The sequence below is a fragment of the Denitromonas ohlonensis genome, assembly GCF_007625205.1.
Classification (GTDB): Bacteria; Pseudomonadota; Gammaproteobacteria; order Burkholderiales; family Rhodocyclaceae; genus Nitrogeniibacter; species Nitrogeniibacter ohlonensis.
Genome location: NZ_VMNI01000008.1, coordinates 146843 through 170182, shown reverse-complemented (window position 1 = coordinate 170182; position 23340 = coordinate 146843). Strand labels below are relative to the sequence as shown.

Annotated in this window: 27 protein-coding genes; 18 read left to right on the top strand and 9 right to left on the bottom strand. The window is 63.0% G+C overall.

Annotation, left to right across the window (positions count from 1 at the left end; translation table 11 throughout):
• Window positions 1-4: 4 nt before the first annotated feature.
• Window positions 5-1054 carry an extracellular catalytic domain type 2 short-chain-length polyhydroxyalkanoate depolymerase gene (locus tag FHP89_RS10570; protein WP_144176020.1) on the bottom strand — a complete coding sequence of 350 codons (1050 nt, stop codon included), beginning with the start codon at window positions 1052-1054 and terminating at the stop codon, window positions 5-7.
• 136 nt (window positions 1055-1190) lie between these two features.
• Here FHP89_RS10570 and tpx point away from each other — a divergent pair, with 136 nt between their 5' ends.
• The 3 genes from tpx to FHP89_RS10555 all read left to right on the top strand — a co-directional run bounded on the left by tpx (window position 1191) and on the right by FHP89_RS10555 (window position 3671).
• A complete protein-coding gene (gene tpx / locus FHP89_RS10565; protein ID WP_144176012.1) occupies window positions 1191-1691 on the top strand; it encodes a thiol peroxidase in 501 nt (166 codons plus the stop codon).
• Window positions 1692-1801: 110 nt separating this feature from the next.
• The gene (locus tag FHP89_RS10560; protein ID WP_144176004.1) at window positions 1802-2683 is read left to right on the top strand and encodes a DMT family transporter; all 882 of its coding nucleotides are present in this window, start codon (window positions 1802-1804) and stop codon (window positions 2681-2683) included.
• Window positions 2684-2729: 46 nt separating this feature from the next.
• On the top strand, window positions 2730-3671 hold the full coding sequence (locus FHP89_RS10555; protein WP_144175996.1) for a DUF481 domain-containing protein: 942 nt from the start codon (window positions 2730-2732) through the stop codon (window positions 3669-3671).
• A 127-nt stretch (window positions 3672-3798) separates the two neighbouring features.
• On the opposite strand, the gene FHP89_RS10550 is transcribed toward FHP89_RS10555, so the two are convergent.
• The 3 genes from FHP89_RS10550 to FHP89_RS10540 are packed head-to-tail and all read right to left on the bottom strand — an operon-like array spanning window position 3799 to window position 5023.
• A complete protein-coding gene (locus FHP89_RS10550; protein WP_144175994.1) occupies window positions 3799-4092 on the bottom strand; it encodes a DUF1330 domain-containing protein in 294 nt (97 codons plus the stop codon).
• A gap of 35 nt (window positions 4093-4127) precedes the next feature.
• Window positions 4128-4412: a cytochrome C oxidase subunit IV family protein gene (locus FHP89_RS10545; RefSeq protein ID WP_186300242.1), complete on the bottom strand. Its 285-nt coding sequence runs from the start codon at window positions 4410-4412 to the stop codon at window positions 4128-4130.
• 11 nt (window positions 4413-4423) lie between these two features.
• Window positions 4424-5023: a cytochrome c oxidase subunit 3 family protein gene (locus FHP89_RS10540; RefSeq protein WP_186300241.1), complete on the bottom strand. Its 600-nt coding sequence runs from the start codon at window positions 5021-5023 to the stop codon at window positions 4424-4426.
• Window positions 5024-5464: 441 nt separating this feature from the next.
• Between FHP89_RS10540 and mnmG the strand changes: the two genes are divergently transcribed.
• The 13 genes from mnmG to FHP89_RS10475 all read left to right on the top strand — a co-directional run bounded on the left by mnmG (window position 5465) and on the right by FHP89_RS10475 (window position 16778).
• Window positions 5465-7375, top strand: coding sequence for a tRNA uridine-5-carboxymethylaminomethyl(34) synthesis enzyme MnmG (gene mnmG / locus FHP89_RS10535; RefSeq protein WP_144175990.1), 1911 nt, complete (start codon window positions 5465-5467; stop codon window positions 7373-7375).
• Window positions 7372-8007, top strand: a complete 636-nt coding sequence (rsmG, locus tag FHP89_RS10530) for a 16S rRNA (guanine(527)-N(7))-methyltransferase RsmG (protein ID WP_144175988.1) — start codon at window positions 7372-7374, stop codon at window positions 8005-8007. Before mnmG ends, rsmG begins: the two co-directional genes overlap by 4 nt.
• Window positions 8007-8777 carry a ParA family protein gene (locus FHP89_RS10525; RefSeq protein WP_144175986.1) on the top strand — a complete coding sequence of 257 codons (771 nt, stop codon included), beginning with the start codon at window positions 8007-8009 and terminating at the stop codon, window positions 8775-8777. The genes rsmG and FHP89_RS10525 overlap by 1 nt, the downstream gene beginning before the upstream one ends.
• A gap of 13 nt (window positions 8778-8790) precedes the next feature.
• A complete protein-coding gene (locus FHP89_RS10520) occupies window positions 8791-9639 on the top strand; it encodes a ParB/RepB/Spo0J family partition protein (protein WP_144175984.1) in 849 nt (282 codons plus the stop codon).
• Between the two features lie 248 nt (window positions 9640-9887).
• Window positions 9888-10229, top strand: coding sequence for an ATP synthase subunit I (locus FHP89_RS10515; protein ID WP_144175982.1), 342 nt, complete (start codon window positions 9888-9890; stop codon window positions 10227-10229).
• A gap of 2 nt (window positions 10230-10231) precedes the next feature.
• The gene (gene atpB, locus FHP89_RS10510; protein WP_144175980.1) at window positions 10232-11059 is read left to right on the top strand and encodes a F0F1 ATP synthase subunit A; all 828 of its coding nucleotides are present in this window, start codon (window positions 10232-10234) and stop codon (window positions 11057-11059) included.
• 63 nt (window positions 11060-11122) lie between these two features.
• Entirely contained in the window at window positions 11123-11371 is a 249-nt protein-coding gene (gene atpE, locus FHP89_RS10505; RefSeq protein ID WP_144175978.1) for a F0F1 ATP synthase subunit C, read from the top strand.
• A 47-nt stretch (window positions 11372-11418) separates the two neighbouring features.
• Window positions 11419-11892, top strand: a complete 474-nt coding sequence (locus FHP89_RS10500) for a F0F1 ATP synthase subunit B (protein ID WP_144175976.1) — start codon at window positions 11419-11421, stop codon at window positions 11890-11892.
• A 3-nt stretch (window positions 11893-11895) separates the two neighbouring features.
• Window positions 11896-12432, top strand: coding sequence for a F0F1 ATP synthase subunit delta (locus FHP89_RS10495; RefSeq protein WP_144175974.1), 537 nt, complete (start codon window positions 11896-11898; stop codon window positions 12430-12432).
• Between the two features lie 10 nt (window positions 12433-12442).
• Window positions 12443-13981, top strand: coding sequence for a F0F1 ATP synthase subunit alpha (gene atpA / locus FHP89_RS10490; RefSeq protein ID WP_144175972.1), 1539 nt, complete (start codon window positions 12443-12445; stop codon window positions 13979-13981).
• A 21-nt stretch (window positions 13982-14002) separates the two neighbouring features.
• Window positions 14003-14872 carry a F0F1 ATP synthase subunit gamma gene (gene atpG / locus FHP89_RS10485; protein ID WP_144175970.1) on the top strand — a complete coding sequence of 290 codons (870 nt, stop codon included), beginning with the start codon at window positions 14003-14005 and terminating at the stop codon, window positions 14870-14872.
• A gap of 25 nt (window positions 14873-14897) precedes the next feature.
• Complete coding sequence (atpD, locus tag FHP89_RS10480) at window positions 14898-16298, top strand: F0F1 ATP synthase subunit beta (protein ID WP_144175968.1); 1401 nt, start codon at window positions 14898-14900, stop codon at window positions 16296-16298.
• A 54-nt stretch (window positions 16299-16352) separates the two neighbouring features.
• On the top strand, window positions 16353-16778 hold the full coding sequence (locus FHP89_RS10475; protein ID WP_144175966.1) for a F0F1 ATP synthase subunit epsilon: 426 nt from the start codon (window positions 16353-16355) through the stop codon (window positions 16776-16778).
• A gap of 73 nt (window positions 16779-16851) precedes the next feature.
• On the opposite strand, the gene FHP89_RS10470 is transcribed toward FHP89_RS10475, so the two are convergent.
• Genes FHP89_RS10470 through FHP89_RS10455 form a run of 4 tightly spaced genes read right to left on the bottom strand, consistent with a single transcriptional unit; the run spans window position 16852 to window position 19454 of the window.
• Window positions 16852-17439 carry a ubiquinone biosynthesis accessory factor UbiJ gene (locus tag FHP89_RS10470; RefSeq protein ID WP_144175963.1) on the bottom strand — a complete coding sequence of 196 codons (588 nt, stop codon included), beginning with the start codon at window positions 17437-17439 and terminating at the stop codon, window positions 16852-16854.
• A gap of 3 nt (window positions 17440-17442) precedes the next feature.
• Window positions 17443-18273 (bottom strand): Tim44 domain-containing protein, encoded by an 831-nt coding sequence (locus FHP89_RS10465; RefSeq protein ID WP_144175960.1) that lies wholly within the window; start codon window positions 18271-18273, stop codon window positions 17443-17445.
• A 12-nt stretch (window positions 18274-18285) separates the two neighbouring features.
• On the bottom strand, window positions 18286-19026 hold the full coding sequence (gene ubiE, locus FHP89_RS10460) for a bifunctional demethylmenaquinone methyltransferase/2-methoxy-6-polyprenyl-1,4-benzoquinol methylase UbiE (RefSeq protein ID WP_144175958.1): 741 nt from the start codon (window positions 19024-19026) through the stop codon (window positions 18286-18288).
• A complete protein-coding gene (locus FHP89_RS10455) occupies window positions 19026-19454 on the bottom strand; it encodes a gamma-butyrobetaine hydroxylase-like domain-containing protein (protein ID WP_144175956.1) in 429 nt (142 codons plus the stop codon). Before FHP89_RS10455 ends, ubiE begins: the two co-directional genes overlap by 1 nt.
• Window positions 19455-19644: 190 nt before the next feature.
• Here FHP89_RS10455 and phoB point away from each other — a divergent pair, with 190 nt between their 5' ends.
• Together phoB and phoR are read left to right on the top strand one after the other, a co-directional pair.
• Window positions 19645-20355: a phosphate regulon transcriptional regulator PhoB gene (gene phoB / locus FHP89_RS10450; RefSeq protein WP_144175954.1), complete on the top strand. Its 711-nt coding sequence runs from the start codon at window positions 19645-19647 to the stop codon at window positions 20353-20355.
• Window positions 20356-20368: 13 nt separating this feature from the next.
• The gene (phoR, locus tag FHP89_RS10445; protein WP_260851556.1) at window positions 20369-21712 is read left to right on the top strand and encodes a phosphate regulon sensor histidine kinase PhoR; all 1344 of its coding nucleotides are present in this window, start codon (window positions 20369-20371) and stop codon (window positions 21710-21712) included.
• Between the two features lie 18 nt (window positions 21713-21730).
• On the opposite strand, the gene FHP89_RS10440 is transcribed toward phoR, so the two are convergent.
• On the bottom strand, window positions 21731-23323 hold the full coding sequence (locus FHP89_RS10440) for a hypothetical protein (protein WP_144175952.1): 1593 nt from the start codon (window positions 23321-23323) through the stop codon (window positions 21731-21733).
• Between the last annotated feature and the right edge of the window lie 17 nt (window positions 23324-23340).

Here is a 23340-nt window from a genome sequence, read left to right as displayed (position 1 = left end):
GCGCTTACTGGCCGGGCGTGACCGGCCGGGCGAGTTGGTCGAGCATGGCCTTGACGGCCTTGATCTGCGGGCCGTTGCGGGTGGCGTAGTCGACCGACTCATAGCCCCACCAGTCCCAGCAGGCTTTGGGGTTGAACACCCAGCGCGGCCAGTTGCCCGACCAGGCCCAGCCGTAGCGCGGGGTGGTTTGCGGGTAGAGGACGACGAGGCGGTTGGCCTCGGCCCAGCGGTTGTAGCCGGCGCCGGTGGCGAAGCGATCGCCGATCTGGTCGGCGCTCTGGCGGCAGCCGTGGAAGGCCACGTGCACCTGGCAACCGCCGGCGCGGCAGCCGGTGGGGATGTAGGCGTAACCGGTGCCGCCCATGCCGGCACTGTCGGCGGCGCGGGTGAAGGGGGCCTGGTCGAAGGCGAGCAGTTCGCCGGTCGCCGCGGCGGCCTTGGGCTGGCGCGGGCCGAGCAGGTGGGCGAGCAACTGGCCGGCGGCGTCGATGCCCTCGCAACGGTTGATGTAGGGTGGCTCGGAGGTGTTGCAGGCGTTGGCTTGCGGGTCGTCGAGCGAGAGCATGGCGTGGCCGGCGTCGGGAACGGTCACATAGGCGATTTGTGTGGCGGCGACCCAGCGACGGTAGAGGGCGTCGAGCGCGTCCATGACCGGGCGGGCGACGGTGCGATCCTGCCCGCCGGTGAGCAGCCAGACGCGGTCGGCGGCAAGACCGGCGACCGGGTCGATGCGGCCGGCAGCGGCGTCTTCAGCCACCCGCGCGGCAGTGGCGGCGGCGTCGGGCACCGGCTTGCTGTCGCTGGGCTCCATGCAGTTGGACAAGGCCTGCCACATGCTGCCGGCGGCGCATTCATACGGCCCGCCGGCGAGCACGCCGACGCCGTCGACGATGGTCGAGTGGGCGACATGAAACTGCACCGCCATATAGCCGCCGGACGAAATGCCCGAGACGGTGATGTGATCTGCCTGCACGCCGAGTGCCGGGAGCGGCGGGGCGGCGTGGGCGGCCGAGGCAATCAGGAGGGCAACAGCGGATGAGGCGATGAAGCGCATGGATGGCCCAATAGAAAGTGACAGGGGCATGATCGGTGGATCGCGGTGTCCAATGCAAGCCGGCTGTGCCAAACTGACATTGTGTGATTTCGCGATACAGTGAAGCGCGCCCCCAATTTCAACAGGAGAAAGCTTTATGACGACAGTAACGCTGCATGGAAACCCGGTCGAAGTGGCCGGCCGTCTGCCCCAGAAAGGCGACGCCGCGCCGGCCCTGAAGCTGACCGGCGCCGATCTGGCCGATGTCGGCCTGGATGCCTTTGCCGGTAAGCGTAAGGTGCTGAACATTGTGCCCAGCCTGGACACCCCGACCTGCGCCACCTCGACCCGCAAGTTCAACGCCGAGGCCGCCAGCCTGGCGAACACCGTGGTGCTGGTGGTGTCGGCCGACCTGCCCTTCGCGGCCAAGCGCTTCTGCGTGGCCGAGGGCCTCGAGAACGTGGTGACCCTGTCCAACTTCCGCAGCCCGGCCTTTGCCAAGGACTGGGGGGTGGCGCTGGCCGATGGTCCGCTGACCGGTCTGACCGCCCGCGCGGTGGTGGTGCTGGACGAAGCCAACAACGTGACCCATTCCGAGTTGGTGGGCGAGATTGGCGACGAGCCGGATTACGCGGCCGCGCTCGCTGCACTCAAGTAAGCCTGCGGGCTTGCGCACACGACGGCGGACTGCGGTTCGCCGTTTTTTTGTTTGGTCTTGGAGTCTGCCGTGCGGTTTGAATCTTCCGCTTTCCGGTCGGAGGTGTTGCCATGATCCCTGCCCGCAACCTGATCGGGCTGGCAGTGCTGACCCTCATGTGGGGCATCAACTGGCCGGTGATGAAGCTCTCGCTGCGCGAGCTGTCGCCGCTGTATTTTCGCGCCATTACGATGAGTGGCGGCCTGCTGCTGCTGATCTGCTGGTATCGTTCGCGCCGCGTCAGTCTGAGCCTGCCGATGTCGGCGCTGCCGCAGGTGGTGGTGCTGGCGGTGCCGAATATTCTGGGCTGGCACGCGCTGTCGATTTTTGGGGTGCAGGCGCTGGCCTCGGGGCGGGCGGCGATTGTCGGTTTCACCATGCCGATCTGGGTGGTGATCATCGGCGTGCTGTTCTTCCGCGAGAAGATGACGCCGCGCTTGTGGATGGCCACGGCCTGCTCGGCCGGCGCGGTGGTGTTGCTGCTGTGGCACGAGCTGGACGCGCTCACCGGGCGGCCGGTGGGCGTGCTGTGGATGCTGTCGGCGGCCTTTTGCTGGGCGCTCGGAACCTTGTTGCTCAAGCGCGTGTCTGTGCCGCTGTCCACCGAGGCGTTGACGGTGTGGATGATCGGGCTGATCGTGCCGGTGGTGTGGGTGCTCGCGGTGTCGCTGGAGCCGGTGCCGAGTCTGGATTTTTCGCCGACCATGTGGGTGGTGCTGGTGTATGGCTTTGCCATTAACTACGGCATCGCGCAGATTTTGTGGTTTTCGATCGCGCGCAGCGTGCCGCCAGTGGCCAGTGGCTTGTCGATCATGTTCATTCCGGTGATCGGGCTGGGCTCGGCCATGGTGTTGACCGGTGAGCAGCCGTTTGTTGAAGATTATTTTGCCGCGGCACTGATTGTCGTGGCGCTGGCGACGACGCTTTTGATCGGGCGCCGAAGCAAACCGTGATCTTGCCCGTGGGGCGGCACGGCTTTTTTTTGTGAAAGGACACGGCATGGGGCGGACGTTTCGCTCGGGGCTCGCGTTGGCGGGCCTGGTATGGGCCAGCCAGACGCTGGCGATGGTCACCATCACGCTCGAAAACGGCGACCGCCTGCGCGGTGAGCTGGTGGCCGAGACGCCCACCGAATTGCGCTTGAAGCATCCGATGCTGGGCGATGTGGTGGTGGCGCGCGACAAGGTGCGCACGCTCGAAGACGGCGACACGGTGTCCCCACCGCGCCCGAAACCGACGATTGCCAGCGTGCCGGACAACGGCCTGCTCGGCTCGGGCTGGCTGACCGACTGGCGCCGCCGCATGGAAGTGGGCGTGAGCGGCGCCTCGGGCAAGTCGCAGAACCAGCGGATCAACGTCGGCTTCATGGCCGATTTTGAAGACACCGAAGAGCGCTGGAATCACCGCACGCGTTTTTATCGCCGGCAGTCGGAGGGCGAAACCACCTCGCAGACGCTATCGGTCGCGCTCAACCGCGACGGCCTGGTGCCGGGCTCGCCACGCTTCTATTTCACCGGCGGCCAATTTGTGCGCGACGACTTCAAGGATTGGGGCAACCGCCTCAACGTGAACACCGGTATCGGCTATCAGTTTGTGTCCACTGAGCGCTGGCGCTTGCTCGGCCGTAGCGGCGTGGGCGCGATCCAGACCTGGGGCGGTGACGACGGCAGCCGGTTTGCGCCCGAGCTGCTGCTGGGCGTGGACTTGAACTGGCGGGTGACGCGCCAGCATTCGGTCGCCCTGACCAATGCCTACCACCCCAATGTGCGTGAGCAGGGCGTGTTTCGTAACATTACGTCGGTGGACTGGGTGATCGACCTGGACAAGAGTCTGGGGGCGGGTCTGCAGATTGGCGTGACCAATGAATACGACTCGGCGCGCGAGCCGGGCGTGGGGCGCAACGACTTCAATTACACCAGCTCGCTGGTGTGGCGGCTGTGAGGGTGTTGGTGGCCGGATGACTCCGGCCCAGGCGAGCGGTATCAAAATGTGAGTTGTAGGGCCGGATTCATCCGGCCTTGGGCGACGTTGGATCGGCGTTGCCCAATCCGGCGGATTGAAGCCCGCCCTACGGGTCGAGCCCCTCGACGCTGATCAGCCGCGCCGAGCTGCATTCGTCGCGAATCGCCTTGAGGCCTTGATAGATCGGGCCGGTGTAGAAGTCTTCCCAGGCCTGAACGGACGGGAATTCGAGCACCACGATGCGCCGCGGCGACCAGTCGCCTTCGTATACCTTGTGGGCGCCGCCGCGTGCCAGATAGCGACCGCCGGCCGCTTCGAGCGCCGGTTTTACCTTCTGGATGAACTCCTGGTAGCGCGGCACATCTCGAATCTCGACATCGAAAATCACGTAGGCAGTCATGGGCAGCGCCTCCGGAGGGTGTCAGTGGGGCCGACTCAAAGCGTGGTGAGCCAGGCAATCTGCGGGCCGAACAGGTCGGTCAGGATCAGCATAACCGGTAGCGCGACGGCGTAGAAGCGCACCAGCCGGCGGATCGACGGATGCGCGCCGCCGAGCTCGAGAAAGTGATCGATCACCACCCGCCCCTTGAAGGCCATCATGGCGGCGACGGTCACCGTGACCCACAGCCCGGGGCTGCCCGCGTTGCCCAGCACGGCGCCGACCAGGGTGAGGCCGAGCAGTAGCAGCCAGGCGAGGGTGAGGCTGCGTTCGTTATGCATGCGTGGCGTCCTCATGGCAGCACGTAGAACAGCGGAAAGATCATCAGCCAGATCAGGTCGGTGGCATGCCAGTAGCAGGCAAAGGCTTCCAGACCGTCGTGATCGGTGGCGTCGTAGGCACCCATCCAGGTGCGGAACATCACCCAAATCAGCCCGAGCAGCCCCCAGCACACATGCACCAGATGGTTGAAGGTGAGGTAGTAATAGGCCATCTGAAAGACTTCGCCATTGCCCGACAGGCCCTGGGCGACATTCCATTGCACCTCGAAAAACTTCACCACCGGGTAACCGATGCCGGTGAACAGCGCCGCCGTGAGCCACTTGAGACAGGTGGCGCGCGCGTTGCGTCGCATGGCCATGACGCCCCGGGCGACGAAGTAGCTGCTGGTGAGCATGATCACCGTGTTGGTGACCCCGGCCAGGGTGGACAGTTGCTGTGGGCCGCCGCGGAAGGCGTCCGGGTGGTGGGCGCGGGCCACAAAGTAGACGAGAAACATCAAGGCGAACTCGGTGAGCTCGCAATAAATGCCGACCCAGATCGCCTTGTTGCCGGGGATGCGGCCGAGGACGGGCGCAATTGGCGCCGAGAAAACGGGTGTCGCGATCGACATCTGTGGTGTCGTTCTCAGTGGTTTGGGGTGCTTTCAGTATGGTCAGGCCGCCACGCCGGGGCCAGCGCGACGTGGCGATTTCTTGATGTGGACCAAGCGGGGCATCAAGGTGCCCGATGGACGGCGGTGTCGGGGGAGAATCAGCGCACGGTCGTGCCGGCGAGGCGTCCGCCGCGGCTGTCGAAGGCTTCGGCGCGCGGTTGGGGGGCGAGGCGGACGATGGACGTGTGCCCGCACCGTAGGCGCGTCGGGCGGCTCGAGAACAGGGGCCTGCGCGTCGGAAACGGCCGGGCGATTCGGGAGGGGCGATTCGTTGTATGTAAGCTCATGTTTTAAAGCAATAAGTTCGTGAAACATTGCAGGGCAAGTCTGGCCTTGCGCGGCGCAAGCGAGTAGAATCGCGGCCTTGCCTTTTTGCCGTTTCTCCGCGCAGGACGCGTCATGCTGTATCCCACTCGATTCGATGTCATTGTTGTTGGTGGCGGCCATGCCGGCACCGAAGCCGCGCTGGCGGCGGCGCGCATGGGCGTCAATACCCTGCTGCTGACCCACAACATCGAGACCCTCGGTCAGATGAGCTGCAATCCGTCGATTGGCGGTATCGGCAAGGGCCATCTGGTCAAAGAGGTCGACGCGCTGGGCGGCGCCATGGCGGCGGCCACGGATGAGTCGGGTATTCAGTTCCGCATCCTCAACGCGTCCAAAGGCCCGGCCGTGCGCGCCACGCGCGCCCAGGCCGACCGCGTGTTGTACAAGGCGGCTATCCGTCGCCGGCTGGAGAACCAGCCGAACCTCACGCTGTTTCAGCAGGCGGTGGACGACATCACTGTGTCGGGCGACCGGGTCACCGGCGTGATCACGCAGTTGGGCATCCGCTTCGAGGCGCCGACCGTGGTGCTGACCGCAGGCACTTTCCTCAACGGCCTGATCCATGTCGGCTTGACCAGCCATTCGGGCGGGCGCGCCGGCGATCAGCCGTCGATCTCGCTGGGTCAGCGCCTGAAAGAGCTCAAGCTGCCGCAAGGCCGACTCAAAACCGGCACGCCGCCGCGCATTGACGGCCGCTCGGTTGATTATTCGGTGATGACCGTGCAGCCGGGCGATGACCCGGTGCCGGTGTTTAGCTTTCTCGGTTCGGTGGCGCAGCACCCGGCGCAGCTGCCGTGCTGGATCACCCACACCAATGAGCGCACTCACGAGATCATCCGCAACAACCTCGATCGTTCGCCGATGTATTCGGGCGTGATCGAAGGCGTCGGGCCGCGCTACTGCCCGTCGATCGAAGACAAGATCCACCGCTTCGCCGACAAGAACAGCCACAACATCTTTCTCGAGCCGGAAGGGCTGGAAACGCACGAAATCTACCCGAACGGGATTTCCACCTCCCTGCCTTTCGACGTGCAGCTGCAGGTGGTGCGCAGCATCGCGGGCATGGAAAACGCGCACATCCTGCGTCCGGGCTACGCGATCGAGTACGACTACTTCGATCCGCGCAACCTCAAGCGCAGCTTCGAAACCAAGACCTTCTCTGGCTTGTTCTTCGCCGGCCAGATCAACGGCACCACCGGCTATGAAGAAGCCGCCGCGCAAGGCCTGCTCGCCGGTGCCAACGCCGCGTTGCAGGTTCAGGGCCGCGAGGCCTGGTGCCCGCGCCGCGACGAAGCCTATCTGGGCGTGCTGGTGGACGACCTGATCACCCGCGGCGTGGCCGAGCCCTATCGTATGTTTACCTCGCGCGCCGAGTATCGCCTCAGCCTGCGCGAAGACAACGCCGACCTGCGCCTGACCGAACAAGGCCGCGAACTCGGCCTGGTCGACGATGTGCGTTGGGCGGCTTTCTGCGCCAAACGTGAAGCGATCGAGCGTGAAACCGCGCGTCTCAAGGCGACCTGGGCGCATCCGACCCGCATTCCGGCGGCGGATGCCGAGCGCGTGGTGGGCAAGGCGCTGGAGCGCGAGTACAGCTTCTTCGATCTGCTGCGCCGACCGAATGTGCGCTATGCCGATCTGATGACGCTGCCGACCGCACCCGAGACGCCGGAGACCGATGCGCAGGTGGTCGAGCAGCTCGAGATTGCGGCGCAGTATCAAGGCTATATCGACCGCCAGCTCGACGAAGTGGCGCGTACCGCGCAGGCTGAATCAACCCTGTTGCCGCTGACGCTCGATTACAGCGAGGTGCGCGGCCTGTCGAAAGAAGTGCAGCAGAAGCTCGCCGAGCATCGCCCCGAAACCATCGGCCAGGCCGGCCGCATCCAGGGCGTGACGCCGGCGGCCATCTCGCTGCTGCTGGTCTATCTCAAACGCAAACGCGGCGCCGCCGCATTGAACGACGAAGTGAAACGCGCATGAGCGATATGGCAACGCTGGAACGCGGGCTGGCTGCGATGGGCATTGAGTTGCCCGAAGCCGCCCATGAAAAACTGGTGGCCTACGCCGCCCTGCTGGCCAAGTGGAACAAGGTGTACAACCTGACCGCGATCCGCGACAGCAGCCAGATGATGACGCTGCATCTCTTCGATGCGCTGTCGGTGCTGCCGCATCTGAGCGCGGTGACGCGCCTGGCCGATGTGGGTTCCGGCGGCGGCCTGCCCGGCATTCCGCTGGCCATCGCCCGGCCCGAACTGGCGGTCACCTCGATCGAGACGGTCAACAAAAAGGCGACCTTTCAGCAACAGGCGAAGATCGAGCTCAAGCTGGCCAATTTTGAACCGGTCTGCGCGCGGGTTGAAGAAGTGCGTCGCGATCCCGGTTTTGACGGCATCATTTCGCGCGCCTTCTCCGAGTTGTCGGACTTCATTCGCCTGACCGCCCACCTGCTGGCGCCGGGCGGACGTTTCTACGCCATGAAAGGCGTGTACCCTCACGAGGAAATCGCGCGTCTGCCCGAAGGTTTCGGGGTGGTCGAGTCGATCGAACTGGCGGTGCCGGCACTCGATGCCCATCGCCACCTGATCATCATCGAACGAAACGGAAACGCCTGATGGCCCGAATTTTTTGCGTGGCAAACCAGAAAGGCGGTGTGGGCAAGACCACCACCTGTGTGAACCTGGCCGCCGCTCTGGTGGCGCGCAAGCAGCGCGTGCTGCTGATCGACCTCGACCCGCAAGGCAATGCCACTGGCGGCAGCGGCATCGACAAGCGCACGCTGACCCGCTCGGTGTACCACTTGCTGGTCGGCCTGGCCGATCTGGCCGCCGTGCGGGTGAGTTCGCCGACCGGAAAATACGATGTGCTGCCGGCCAACCGCGATCTGGCCGGCGCCGAAGTCGAGATGGTCGGCATCGAAGCGCGCGAACATCGGCTCAAGGTGGCGCTGGCCGCGGTGCGGGAGGACTATGATTTTGTTCTCATCGATTGCCCGCCCTCGCTCTCGCTGCTCACGCTGAACGGCTTGTGCGCGGCCGATGGTGTGATCATTCCGATGCAGTGCGAGTACTACGCGCTCGAAGGCTTGTCCGATCTGGTCAATACAATCAAGAAGGTGCACGCCAACCTCAACCGCGATCTGAAGATCATCGGTCTGCTGCGCGTGATGTTCGATCCGCGCATGACGCTGCAGCAGCAGGTCTCGGCGCAGCTCGAATCGCATTTTGGCGACAAGGTGTTCAAGGCCGTGGTGCCGCGCAATGTGCGCCTGGCCGAAGCGCCCAGCCATGGTATGCCAGGTGTGGTCTACGATCGCACCGCCAAGGGCGCCGTGGCGTATCTGGACTTTGCCAAAGAAATGATCAAACGGGTGCAGACCCTCTAGGAAACGACTGACTATGGCGCCTCCGAAACTCAAAGGTCTTGGTCGCGGGCTGGATGCCCTCCTCGCGGCAAACGCAGACGATACCGAGAAGGGCGAACTGCAGGTCTTGCCCGTAGGCGCCTTGCAGCCGGGCAAATACCAGCCACGCACGCGCATGGACCCTGGCTCGCTCGAAGAGCTGGCCGCCTCCATCAAGGCCCAGGGCGTGATGCAGCCGATCCTGGTTCGCCCGGTGGGGCCGGATCGCTACGAGATCATTGCCGGTGAGCGGCGCTGGCGCGCCTCGCAGATCGCCGGGCTCGATACCGCGCCCTGCCTGGTGCGCGAGATCCCTGACGAGGCCGCGCTGGCCATGTCGCTGATCGAAAACATCCAGCGCGAAAACCTCAATCCGCTCGAAGAGGCGGCGGGTATCCAGCGCTTGATCGACGAATTCGAAATGACGCATCAGCAGGCCGCCGACGCGGTCGGTCGCTCGCGCCCGGCGGCGACCAACCTGCTGCGTCTGCTGCAACTGGCCTCGCCGGTGCAGGAGTTGTTGATGGCCGGTGACATTGACATGGGCCATGCGCGTGCGCTGCTGCCGCTTGATCCGGCCGGACAGATCCAGTTTGCCAATCGCGCGGCGGGACGAGGCTTGTCGGTGCGCGAGGTTGAGCGCTTGGTGCATCACGAGCTGAAGCCGCGCAGTCTGCGCGCCAAGGCCGCGCCCGATCGGGATCTGCTGCGTCTGGAAGAAGAGCTGTCGGATGCGCTCGGCGCGAGCGTCACGATCAAGGCCAATCGCAAAGGGGCGGGTGCGCTGTCGATCGGCTTTGGCAGCCTGGATCAACTTGAAGGTTTGCTCGGCAAGCTCCGTTGAGGGGCGGCAGTTGTCCGCGACGCACTGGAATAGGGCATGATGGCGCACCCGTGCCGATGCGGGCGAATCCCAAACGCGGCGGTCTGCTTCTATCGTTTGGCGCGGTGCGGCAAGAAGGCAAAATGAAACGCGAGCGCACTGTTGCGTTGCAAAATCGGTTTGACTTGGCTGCGGTAAACCCCTAGTATTGCCGAGATTTTTTGAGCCGCTGATCAGTGTTTTTTGTGGGTCAGCGCGTAAGGGAAGGGATGTTCAAGGCTGTCGGATTTCAGCTCATCGCGACACTACTCGCCGCGGTGCTTTCCGCAGCGCTGTTCGGCCCCAAAGGGGCGCTGTCTGCCGCCGCTGGCGGTTTGGCTTGCGTGGTGCCGAATGCGTTGTTTGCCTTGAAGCTTGCTGCCACCAGTGGTCGGCGGCCCGAATCTTACCCTGCTGCTTTTTTCGTCGGCGAGTTTATTAAAGTCGCCGCGATTGTGGGATTACTGGTGTTGGCAGCTACCTTGATCGAAGGTCTCCACTGGGGGGCGCTTCTGATCGGTATGGTGCTGGCGCTCAAGGCGAATTTGTTTGCATTTTGGGTGAAGAATTAACCATGGCTACAGCAGGGCACGCTCCCACCTCTTCCGAGTACATCGTCCACCACCTGACCCAGCTGAATACCTCGGGTCATGCCCAGGAAAGCGTCATTGACTGGTCGATCCTCAATATCGACACGCTGTTTTATTCCGTTCTGATTGGCGCGATTTCCCTTTATTTCCTGTGGCGTGCCGCCAGCAAGGCAACGTCCGGCGTGCCGGGGCGTTTTCAGTCTGCCGTCGAGATTCTGGTCGAGATGGTCGCAGATCAGGCCAAAGGTATCGTCCATTCGGCCGAATCCCGTAAGTTCGTCGCGCCGCTGGCGCTCACCGTGTTTGTCTGGATCTTCCTGATGAACGCGATGGACTTGCTGCCAGTCGATCTGCTGCCGCGCATCGGCGAGATGTTTGGCATTCCCTACATGCGCGTGGTCGCCACGGCCGACCTCAACGGCGCGCTGGGTATGTCGATCGGTGTGCTGCTGGTGTGCATCTACTACAACATCAAGATCAAGGGCGCCAAAGGCTGGATTCACGAGCTTTTCACCGCACCGTTTGGCAACCATCCCTTGCTCTATCCGGTGAACTTCATCATGCAGATGATCGAGTTCCTGGCCAAGACCATCTCGCACGGCATGCGACTGTTCGGCAACATGTACGCTGGTGAGCTGGTGTTCATGCTGATCGCACTGCTCGGTGGTACGGCGACGGTGATGGGCTTTGTCGGTCATGTCGTCGCCGGCACGGTCTGGGCGATCTTCCATATTCTGATTATCACCTTGCAGGCATTCATCTTCATGATGCTGGCGCTGGTGTATATCGGTCAGGCTCACGAGAGCCACTAATAAAAAGTTTCTTTTTAACCCCGGGTTTCAGCAGAAAACCGTTTTTTCTTTGAAGGAGTTGTCATGGAACACGTTCTGGGCTTTGTTGCGCTGGCCGCTGGTCTGATCATCGGTCTGGGTGCCGTCGGTGCATGTATCGGTATCGGCATCATGGGTAGCAAGTACCTCGAAGCGTCGGCTCGTCAGCCCGAGCTGATGAACGCGCTGCAGACCAAGATGTTCCTGCTGGCCGGTCTGATCGATGCTGCATTCCTGATCGGCGTTGGTATTGCCATGATGTTCGCGTTCGCCAACCCGTTCCAGCTCGCCTGATCTCCGGGTCGTTTGTTTTACCCAACGAACCATAAGGACATCGCAACGTGAATCTGAACGCTACCCTGATCGCTCAGCTCGTGGTGTTCTTCATTCTGGTCGTCTTCACGATGAAATTCGTGTGGCCGCCCATTGTGAAGGCACTCGACGAACGGGCGAAGAAGGTCGCGGACGGGCTGGCGGCTGCGGATAAAGCGAAGGCCGATCTGGCCCACGCCGAGAAGAAGGTTGTCGAGGAAATGCGCAAAGCCCGCGAGTCGGCTGGCGATGTGCGCACCTCTGCTGAAAAGCAGGCATCCACTCTGATCGACGAGGCCCGTGCCGAAGCTGGCCGCATCATCGCCGCCGCGCGTGAAGCAGCAGAAGGCGAAGCCGCCACTGCCGCTCAACGCGCCAAGGAAGCCCTGCGTGACCAAATTGCCATCCTGGCGCTCGCCGGCGCAGAGAAAATCCTGCGCAAGGAAGTCGACGCCAAGGCCCACGCCGAACTGCTGGCAAACCTGAAACAGGAACTGCAATAAGTCATGGCCGAGAACGTCACCATCGCGCGCCCCTACGCCGAAGCCGCTTTCAAGCTGGCTGAAGGGGCTGGTGCGCTGGGGCCCTGGTCGGAAGCCCTGGATCGGATGGCCTTTGCCGCCTCCGATCCCCAGATGAAAACATGTATCAACGATCCCAAGCTCGGCGCTGACAAGCTCGCCGAGCTGTTTATCGGGATCGTTGGTGGTTCCTTCGACGATGCGCAGAAGAACTTTGTGCATGTGTTGATCGAGAATGAACGTCTGCAGGTGCTTCCCGAGATCCGTGACCTGTTCGTTGCACGAAAGAACGAACACGAAGGCGTGCTGGATGCGGAAATTGTTTCCGCTTTCCCGCTCGACGACGCAGCGCTGAAGACGCTGACCGAACAGCTTGAAGCCCGATTCAAGGCCAAGCTGAGCGTGTCGGTGTCGGTGGACCCCGATCTGATCGGTGGCGTCACCATTACTATCGGCGATGACGTTATCGACGCCTCGGTCCGCGGCAAGCTCGCGAACATGGCCGCTGCGCTTAAGAACTAGGAGCATTGGAATGCAACTTAACCCCTCTGAAATCAGTGACCTGATTAAGAGCCGGATCCAGGACCTGCAGCTTGCCGCGACGTCGCGCAACGAAGGTACCGTCGTTTCCGTTACGGACGGTATCTGTCGTGTTCACGGTCTCGCCGACGTGATGCAAGGCGAAATGCTGGAGTTCCCCGGCAATACGTTTGGTTTGGCGCTCAACCTCGAGCGTGATTCGGTTGGCGCGGTGGTGCTCGGTGAATACGAGCACATCATCGAAGGCGACACCGTCAAGGCCACTGGCCGCATTCTCGAAGTCCCGGTCGGCCCTGAGCTGATTGGTCGCGTCGTGAATGCGCTGGGTCAGCCGATTGACGGCAAGGGCCCGATCAACGCCAAGATGACCGACAAGATCGAAAAAGTCGCCCCGGGCGTGATCGATCGTCAGTCCGTTTCGCAACCGGTTCAAACCGGTCTGAAGTCGGTCGACGCCATGGTGCCGGTCGGCCGTGGTCAGCGCGAGCTGATCATTGGTGACCGTCAGACGGGCAAGACCGCCGTCGCTGTCGACGCGATCATCAACCAGAAAGGCCAGAACATGTTCTGCGTCTACGTGGCTATCGGTCAGAAGGCATCGACCGTCGCTAACGTGGTGCGCAAGCTGGAAGAAAACGGCGCGATGGAATACACCATCGTCGTGGCCGCGACCGCTTCCGAATCGGCCGCCATGCAATACCTGTCGGCCTATTCCGGCTGCACCATGGGCGAGTACTTCCGCGACCGTGGTCAGGACGCACTGATCGTTTATGACGATCTGACCAAGCAAGCCTGGGCCTACCGTCAGGTGTCCCTGCTGCTGCGCCGTCCGCCGGGCCGTGAAGCTTACCCGGGTGACGTGTTCTATCTGCACTCCCGTCTGCTTGAGCGCGCAGCACGTGTGAACGCCGATTACGTTGAGAAGTTCACCAACGGTGAAGTCAAAGGCAAGACCGGTTCGCTGACCGCCCTGCCCGTGATCGAAACCCAGGCAGGTGACGTGTCTGCCTTCGTGCCGACCAACGTGATTTCGATTACCGACGGCCAGATCTTCCTCGAGACCGACCTGTTCAACGCCGGTATCCGTCCCGCGATCAACGCCGGTATCTCGGTGTCGCGAGTCGGTGGTGCTGCGCAGACCAAAGTCATCAAGAAGCTCGGTGGCGGTGTGCGTCTGGCGTTGGCCCAGTATCGCGAGCTGGCTGCGTTTGCGCAGTTCGCTTCCGATCTGGACGAAGCCACCCGCAAGCAGCTTGAGCGTGGTCGCCTGGTGACCGAGCTGATGAAGCAGCCGCAGTACGCGCCGATGTCGGTCGCGGACATGGCGGTGACCCTGTATGCCTCCAACAACGGTTACTTCGACGGTGTCGAAGTGAGCCGCGTGCTGGCATTCGAGGCCGCGCTGCACCAGTTCATCAAAACCAAGTATTCGGCTTTGCTTGAAAAGATTGCCAGCACCCTGAATCTCGACGGCGACGACGAGAAGACCCTGGCTGCTGCGGTCGACGAGTTCAAGAAGAGCTGGGCTTAAACCTGCGTACGGAGACGGAATATGGCAAGCGGTAAGGAAATCCGTACGAAGATCAAGAGTGTTCAGAACACTCGAAAGATCACGAAGGCCATGGAAATGGTGGCCGCATCGAAAATGCGCAAAGCGCAGGAACGCATGCGTGCCGCCCGTCCGTACGCCGAGAAGATCCGCCGACTCGCCGCGAACCTGTCTCAGGCAAATATCACCGAGTATCAGCACCCGTTCCTGGCCAAGAAAGATGACGTCAAGCGTATTGGCGTCATCGTGGTCACCACGGACAAGGGGCTTTGCGGCGGCTTGAACACCAACATCCTGCGCCAGCTCATGGGCGAGATGAAAGGGTGGCAAGCCAATGGGGCGACGGAAATTCGCGCCACGTGTATCGGTAACAAGGGCTATGGCTTCATGCAGCGGGTCGGCGTCAAAGTCGCCTCGCACGCCATCCAGCTCGGCGATACACCGCACCTCGAAAAGCTGATCGGTCCGGTCAAGGTCATTCTGGACGCGTTCCAGAACGGCGAACTTGACGCTGTCTATCTGGCCTATACCCGCTTCATCAACACGATGAAGCAGGAAGGTCAGGTCGAGCAGCTGCTGCCGCTGACCGGTGAGCGACTGGGTGCGCCTGAAGGGTCGTGGGACTACCTGTACGAGCCCGACCCCCAGGTGGTGATTGATGAAATGCTTGTGCGTTACGTCGAAGCCCTGGTGTATCAGGCTGTGGCCGAGAACATGGCTTCCGAACAGAGCGCGCGGATGGTGGCAATGAAGGCTGCTTCCGACAATGCGAAGACCGTCATTGGTGATCTGCAACTGGTCTACAACAAGACCCGTCAGGCCGCCATTACGAAAGAGCTCTCGGAAATTGTCGCTGGTGCCGCTGCGGTCTAACGGATTATTGATTTAAGGAAAAACGATGAGTACTGGTACGATCGTTCAGTGCATCGGCGCGGTGGTGGACATCCAGTTCCCGCGCAATGAGATGCCCAAAGTTTATGACGCCCTGAAGCTTGAGGACGCAGCAAACTCCTTCGCCGAAGCCGGTCTGACCTTCGAGGTTCAGCAGCTGTTGGGTGACGGTGTGGCGCGTACGATTGCCATGGGTTCTTCCGATGGCCTGCGCCGCGGCATGAAAGTGGCCGGCACCGGGCAAGGTATTTCGGTTCCCGTCGGTCACGGCACCCTGGGTCGCATCATGGACGTGCTGGGTCGCCCGATCGACGAAGCCGGCCCGATCGATTCTGACGAGCTGCGCCCGATTCACCAGAAGGCCCCGAGGTTCGACGAGCTGTCCCCGTCGGTCGAACTGCTCGAAACCGGCATCAAGGTGATTGACCTGATCTGCCCGTTCGCCAAGGGCGGTAAGGTCGGTCTGTTCGGTGGTGCCGGTGTGGGCAAGACCGTGAACATGATGGAGCTGATCAACAACATCGCCAAGCAGCACGCCGGTCTGTCGGTGTTTGCCGGTGTGGGTGAGCGCACTCGTGAAGGTAACGACTTCTATCACGAGATGAAAGACTCCAACGTGCTCGACAAGGTCGCGATGGTGTTCGGTCAGATGAACGAGCCCCCGGGCAACCGTCTGCGCGTCGCGCTGACCGGTCTGACCATGGCCGAGCGTTTCCGTGACGACGGTCGTGACATCCTGTTCTTCGTCGATAACATCTACCGTTACACCCTGGCCGGTACCGAAGTGTCCGCGCTGCTGGGTCGTATGCCTTCCGCCGTGGGCTATCAGCCGACGCTGGCTGAAGAGATGGGTCGTCTGCAAGAGCGGATTACCTCGACCAAGGTGGGTTCGATTACCTCGATCCAGGCCGTGTATGTGCCTGCGGATGACTTGACCGATCCCTCGCCCGCAACGACCTTCTTGCACCTCGACTCCACCGTCGTGCTGTCGCGTGACATCGCTGCGCTGGGTATCTACCCCGCCGTCGATCCGCTCGACTCCACCAGCCGCCAGCTCGATCCGCTGGTCGTTGGCGAAGAGCACTACAACGTGGCCCGTCAGGTTCAGCAGACGCTGCAGAAGTACAAGGAATTGCGCGACATCATCGCGATTCTGGGTATGGACGAGCTGTCGCCGGAAGACAAGCTGGCAGTGACCCGCGCTCGCAAGATCCAGCGCTTCCTGTCGCAGCCCTTCCACGTTGCTGAAGTCTTTACCGGTTCGCCGGGCAAGTACGTCACGCTCAAGGACACGATCAAGGGCTTCAAGATGATCGTGAGCGGCGAGTGTGATCAGCTGCCGGAGCAGGCCTTCTATATGGTTGGTGGCATCGAAGAAGCCATCGAGAAGGCCAAGACCCTCCAGTAAGCATGCCCAATGCCCCGCCCCCTTGCGGGCGGGGCAGAATCGGAGGATAAAGCTATGGCTATGACCGTTCATGTAGACATCGTCAGCGCGGAAGAAGAAATTTTTTCCGGCCTGGCTGAATTCGTCGCCCTTCCGGGCGAGACGGGTGAGCTCGGCATTCTGCCGGGGCACATGCCGCTGATGACCCGGATCAAGCCGGGTGCGGTGCGTGTCAAGGTGCAGAATCAGGCTGAGGAAGAGCTGATTTTTGTGGCAGGTGGTTTGCTGGAAGTTCAGCCGGGTCGTGTGACCGTGCTGGCCGACACGGCCATTCGTGGCAAGGATCTCGACGAAGCGAAAGCCCTCGAGGCCAAGCGTCGCGCCGAGGAAGCCTTGCAGAATCAGAAAGGCGATATCGATTATGCCGCGGCGCAAGCCGAGTTGGCTGAAGCGATTGCCCAGCTGGCGGCCATCAAGAAGCTGCGTAACCCGCGCCACTGAGTCTCACTGCAGTGTGTTTGCAAAGAAAAAGCAGCCTTCGGGCTGCTTTTTCTTTGGGGGTGCCGGTGCGGGTTTAAGTCGCGGATGCCTCGGTGTGGGTCAGTCGTTTGATGCGCTTGTCCAGGCGACTCATCGTGTCGCGAATGTGCCTCAGTCGCTCGGCGTGCAGAAGCAGCTCAGCTTGCGGGACCAGCAAGCGCCCTTCGTGGGCAAGATACTCGCTGGCGTTGGCGGCAAGCCGCCCACCGGCTTCTGGAATGGCCTGCACGATGTGGCTGGCTGTCAGGTGCGCACGACGGCCGATGATGGGGCCAAAAATACGCGCCAAGTCGGCCTCGCCGTCCCAGCGAAGATGGCGGAAGACGAAGCTCAGGCTGTCGGCCAGATCCGCCTGACCGCTGATCTTGACCTGTGACATCGCGGCGTCGACGCCATCCGGCAGCTTGGCCAGCGCATCCGGTGCCAGCGTGATGGTGACCGAGGGGGTGATGTCCGGGGCACTTTCCGCGACGTAGCCGTCGGGCCCAATCGAGAAGCTCAGGCTGACGCCGCCGATGGCGACGGCCGCTACCGCGCCTTCGTGTTCACGAAGGCGCTTGCGTGCCCACTCAGCCTGCGCGAGCAGGTGATTGATGCCGCCGGTGGCGACCGTTGTGAGCATGCGTCAGTGGGCTTGCTGAATGCCGGAGATCAGCCAACCGCCATCGGCGGTGATCGGCTTGGTCAGGTGCCAGACTTCGTCGAAGGCTTCCGGTGCCGCGTCGCGATTTTCGCGGATCAGGCCATGGAAGCGCACGCTCACGATATAGCGTTCGGCTTCGGTGACCACCTCGATGACATCGGCCGTGAGGTCGACCACGTCGGTCTGCTGCCCGCCATCGGCACGCTCGTCGAGCTGCATCTTGACCTCGGCGAAGACGTCCGGCGTGGTGAAGGCGCGGATGTCGTCCAGATTGCCTGCGTCGTAAGCGGCCTGCATGCGGATGAAGTTGATCTTGGCTTGACGGACAAAACCAGCTTCGTCGAAGTCACTTTGTGCGGCTGCAGCGCTGCTGCCACCGGCCGGCGCGGCATTGAAGCGCGTTTCGGCGGTGTCGTTGGTCGGCGCGGGGCCGGCGTATTGCATGCCCTGCGGTGCGCGCTGAGTGGCGCCCCCCGCGAAGCGACGGAAGAGCTTGAAGGCGACGAAGGCGAGCAGTGCCATCAGCAGCAGGCTGCCGAGTTCTTCACCCATGCCGAGGTGAGAAAACAGGGCGGCGAGGCCGAGGCCGGCAGCCAGACCGGCAATCGGACCGAGCCAGCTATTGCGTTTGGGGGTTGCGTTGGCGGCGGCGCCAGCCTTGGGCGCGGTGGGTGCGGCTTTGGGGGTGGCCGCGGGCGCGCTACGCTGCATACCAAAGGACTTGCTACCGCCGAAGCGCTTGGCTTCAGCTTCTCCGGCCGACAGGCCGAGCGCGAAGGCGCAGGCGATCAGGGCGACAAAGCTACGAATCATTGGATACTCCGGTCAGTGGATTTTGAAGCCCCGGTGCAGCGCGACAACGCCACCGGTCATGTTGAAGTAATCGACCTTTTCGAGGCCGATTTGTTCCATCAGGGTTTTCAATTCTTCCTGGCCAGGATGCATGCGGATCGACTCGGCCAGGTAGCGATAGCTGTCGGCATCGCCGGCGACCTTCTGCCCAAGCCAAGGCAGCAGCTTGAAGGAGTATAGGTCGTAGACGGGTGCCAGCGGCTTATAGACTTGCGAGAACTCGAGTACCAGCAACTGACCACCGGGCTTGAGTACACGGCGCATCTCGGCGAGCGCCTGGTCCTTGTGGGTCATGTTGCGCAGGCCGAAGGCCACCGTCACGACGTTGAAGTAGTTGTCGGGGAAGGGCAGCTTCTCGGCGTCGCACTGGGCGACGGGCAGCGGATGGCCGCGGTCGATCAGGCGGTCGCGACCATGCGAGAGCATGGCACCGTTGATGTCGGTCAGCCAGACCTGCCCGGTCGGCCCGACGCGTTTGGCAAAGGCCAGCGACAGGTCGGCGGTGCCGCCGGCGACATCGAGCACGCGATGGCCGGCACGCACGCCGGCGATCTGAATGGTGAAGGTCTTCCAGATGCGATGCAGACCGAGCGACATCAGGTCATTCATGATGTCGTAATTGCTGGCCACCGAGGAGAAAACGCCGGCAACCCGTTTGGCTTTTTCGGTTTCGGCCACCGATTCGAAGCCGAAATGCGTGGTTTTGTCGTTCATCAGTGCTTGTGTCCTGCGCCGCAGCCGCCGCCCGTGGCGGGGCGGGTGGTGGTGTCGATATCGCGGCTGGCGTTCTCTGCCGTGAGCCGCGCAAGGTAGTCTTGCCACAGGGTGTCGTGTTGCTCGCCGAGCATGAGCAGGTAGTCCCAGGAGTACAGCCCGCTGTCGTGCCCGTCGGAAAAGATGATCTTGAGTGCGTAGTTGCCCACCGGCTCCACGCCATTGACCCCCACATCGCGTTTGCCGGTTTGCAGGACTTCCTGCCCGGCACCGTGGCCGCGGACTTCTGCCGAGGGCGAGTAGACGCGCAGGAATTCAAAGGGCAGCGCATAGCGCGCACCATTGTCGAACGCGACCTCAAGCACCCGGGACTGGGTGCGCAGGACGATGTCGGTGGGGAGGGGTGTGGTCGAGTCGAGGCCAGCCATGATGCGCCACCCGGGCGTTTGGGCCCGTAGAGTTAACGGAGTGTGCAATGATACCTGATGGCAGGCGCCGCTTACATTTGAGCGGCTGGCGAGTTGGGCGGCGCAGGCGCGACGTTGCGATGGCGTGACGTGTCATGAAACCGTCAAATAGCTGCAATAGACTGTCGCACAACGATTTGGAGTGTCGATCATGTCCGCCAATATTCTCGTCGTCGAAGACGAGCCCGCGATTCAGGAACTCATTGCCGCCAACCTCGGACGCGCGGGTCATCACGTGATCCGCGCCGCGGATGCCGAGACGGCGCAGCGCATCGTGCGCGAGGCTTTGCCGGATCTGATCTTGCTCGACTGGATGCTGCCGGGGATGCCCGGCATCGATCTGGCCCGCCGGCTGCGCGCCGAGGAGCGGACGCGGGATATTCCGCTGATCATGCTCACCGCGCGGGGCGAAGAGCAGGACAAGGTGCAGGGCCTGGAGACCGGGGCCGACGATTACATCACCAAGCCCTTCAGCCCGCGTGAGCTGGTGGCCCGGATCAAGGCCGTGTTGCGCCGCCGGGCGCCTCAGGCGACCGAAGATCCGGTGTTGATCGGTGGTCTGCTGCTGGACCCGGTGACGCATCGCATCACCGCAGGCGATACACCGATCTCGCTCGGCCCGACGGAGTTCCGGCTGTTGCACTTCCTCATGACCCACCCCGAACGGGTGCACTCGCGCACCCAGTTGCTCGACCAGGTCTGGGGCGACCATGTGTTTGTCGAAGAGCGCACCGTCGATGTGCACATCCGCCGCCTGCGCTGCGCCCTTGAGCCGACCCTGCATGATCGCCTGATCCAGACCGTGCGCGGCAGTGGCTATCGCCTCTCCGCCCAGACGGACAGCGAATCGACCGTGCGATAATCGAACGGTCGTCTTGGCTGACAGGGGATTCGCCATTCACACTGCACGTTATGTCTGGACGGCGCTCGCCGGCGCATTAGCGGTCCTCGCGATTGTTGCCACGCTGTGCGCTATCCTGATTTCGCCCTTGCTGGGGAGTCTGGTCGCGCTTGGTGGCGTGTTATGGATGCTGTTTCAGCACCATGCCCATCTGGCCCGCCTGGTGCGCTGGGCCCACCGGCCGATCGGTCAGGCCCCCTTGCCCCAGGCGAGCGGCCTGTGGGATCTGGTCTATTCCGATCTGAATCGCAACGTACGGCAAGCGAGCACCGAGCGCGCCAAGCTCAGTGCGGAGCTGGCGCGCTTTCGTGATGCCAGCCAGGCCATGCCGGACGGGGTGATGTACCTGTCCCTGACCGGCAGCATCGAGTGGATCAATCGTCGTGCGGCGGAAGACCTCGGGCTCGATCTCGCCCGCGACCGCGGGGCGCCGATTACCAATCTCGTCCGCCAGCCCGACTTCGTGCACTACCTCGAGGCGGGTGATTACAGCGAGCCTTTCCTGTTTCATCCGGTTCGGCGCAAGGGCGCCGCCTTGCTGGTTCAGGTGATTACTTTCGGTGACGGCCGGCGGATGGTGATTTCACGCGATGTGACCCAGATCGAAAAACTCGAAACCATGCGCCGCGACTTTGTTGCCAATGTGTCGCATGAGCTGCGCACGCCCCTGACCGTGGTGTCCGGCTTCATCGAAACCGTGCTGGACGGTCTGGACGATGTGCCGCGCGAAGATGTGTTGCGCTACCTGGGCATGGCGCACGAGCAGGCCGCCCGCATGCAGCGCCTGATTCAGGATTTGTTGATGCTGTCCGCGCTGGAAACCGGGGCGCCGCAGCCGGTCGAGGATGTCTTTGACGTGGTCGGGCTGGTGCGTGAAGTAGCGCGCGAAACCGAGGCGCTGTCCGCGGGGCGTCATCAGGTGACGGTGGTCGCCAGCGACATGTGCCGGATCCAGGGCAGCGCCAAGGAGCTTCACAGCGCCTTTGCCAACCTGGCCAGTAACGCGATTCGGTATTCACCCAATGGGGGCGAGATTCAGCTGCGCTGGCGATTGCTGGAGTCGGGCGCCGGGGAGTTCTGTGTGAGCGACAACGGCATCGGCATTGCGCCGGAGCATATTCCGCGGCTGACGGAGCGCTTTTACCGGGTCGATCGCGGGCGCTCGCGCGAGACCGGGGGTACCGGCCTGGGCCTGGCCATCGTCAAGCATGTGCTGACGCGGCATCAGGCCGAGCTGAAAATCACCAGCGATCCGGGTGAAGGCAGCTGTTTTTGTGCCGTGCTGCCGGCACGCCGGATTGCGCCGACGCGATCTTGACGTGGCGCGCCGCGCCGCTCAGGACCGCCCCAGGGTAGTGAATTCCACCCGGTCGAAGTTGCTGCCGCGGGTCACCAGGCGGGTGAGCCGGATCTGCATGGCTTCACCGCCCATCTTGAGCTCGACAATGCGTTGCGACTGATACCAGCCGGCCGGCAATACCAGGCTGGGGCCGGCCTTCAGTGCCGGTACCGCCGGTAGCAGAAAGCCCAGCTTGTACGGATCTTTCGCGTTCGCGTGCAGACCGATCAGGCGGGCGGCAACGCCCTCGGGCAAGCCCGGCATGACATGGACGCCGAGCTCCATCACGCCGTCGGGTCGATACATCAGCCAGCTGATGTGCGCCAGCAGATAGTGCTGACCATCGGGCGGACGGATGCCGACCAGTTGGTGGTGTTCGAATCGCTTGGCATTCGGTTGCGACTGAAGGCGGAAGCCGCCCACGGATTGGTCGAGAATTTCCCACAGCTGGGGGATGTAGCCACGTTCGATGGCCAGGCGCTTGAGCGCCTCGGGCTGCATGGGCACCTCTTCGGCGCGCTCCCCGAAGGTGATGGCGGCGATGTCGGTCTGCAGCGGGTTGAAGGCGCTGATTTTTGGCGATTCGAAGGGTTTGCCCAGCACATAGAAGCCAATCGCTTCCCACTCCGAGCACATGCCGAGGCGACCGCGCGTGGCGCGGCGGGTGTAGCGACGGCCGGCCGAGGCGAGACCCCAGGGGCGGTAGAGCGAGAGCAGCAGGCGGCCGCCGGCTTCGGTCGAGCAATCGTCGCCGAGGCCGAGTGAGGTCGGCGTAACACCTTGCTTGAACTGGGTGAGGACGGCCTGGATCTGGCCGGCCAGGCGGCTGCCGTCAAAGCGGCGCAGGTGCGGCGAGCTGGTCAGCGTGGCGATCGGGCGCAGGCCGTGGTCGCGGCTCAGGTCCATGGCGTAGGTGCCGGGTTTGTCGGACTCTTGCGGTAGATGCAGGGTGCAGTAGGGCGCGAAGCGCTGCGCCCAGCGGCAGACCCAGACGAACTCGCGCTGGCTGCGGCCAAAGGGGTTGGACAGGTCGACCAGCAGCACGGCGACATAGGCCTCGACGCTGCTTTGCGCTTTCCAGACCTCGTTCAGCGGGTCGGCCACCCGGGTGCGGGCGACGCCTTGTTGTTCGGCCACGGCGTAGCCGGCATGGAAGTCCAGCCACAGGCCCTTGGGGACTGCGCGATGGGCCCGGAAGTATTCGAGCAGCACATTACCGCTGTAGTGCAGCCGGCGTTGCAGCAGCGTCGGACGCTGCGCGCCGAGCGCCTCGCGGGTGGCATCACGTTGGGCGATCTGAGCGTAAGACTGGGCGAGTTCCTGCCACAGCTTGACCACCTTGGCGAGCGTCGCCTCCTCCAGGCTGTCGGGCGGCAGCGGATGATCGGCGTAGCGTTTGGCGAGTTCTTCCTGAACGAAAGCGATCGACGAGCGCGCACTCTCCAGTACCTCGAAATGCAGCTCGGGCGATGGCGGCGTGGCATGCAGCGCCGCCACAATGGCCGCGAGCGTCGTGTGGCTTTCGCCCACGTTGACCGGGTTGAGGTTCCGGATTGTCGCCAGCGCGACGGTCGGATCGGAATAATTCATGGTGTCCCTTTTGGGCG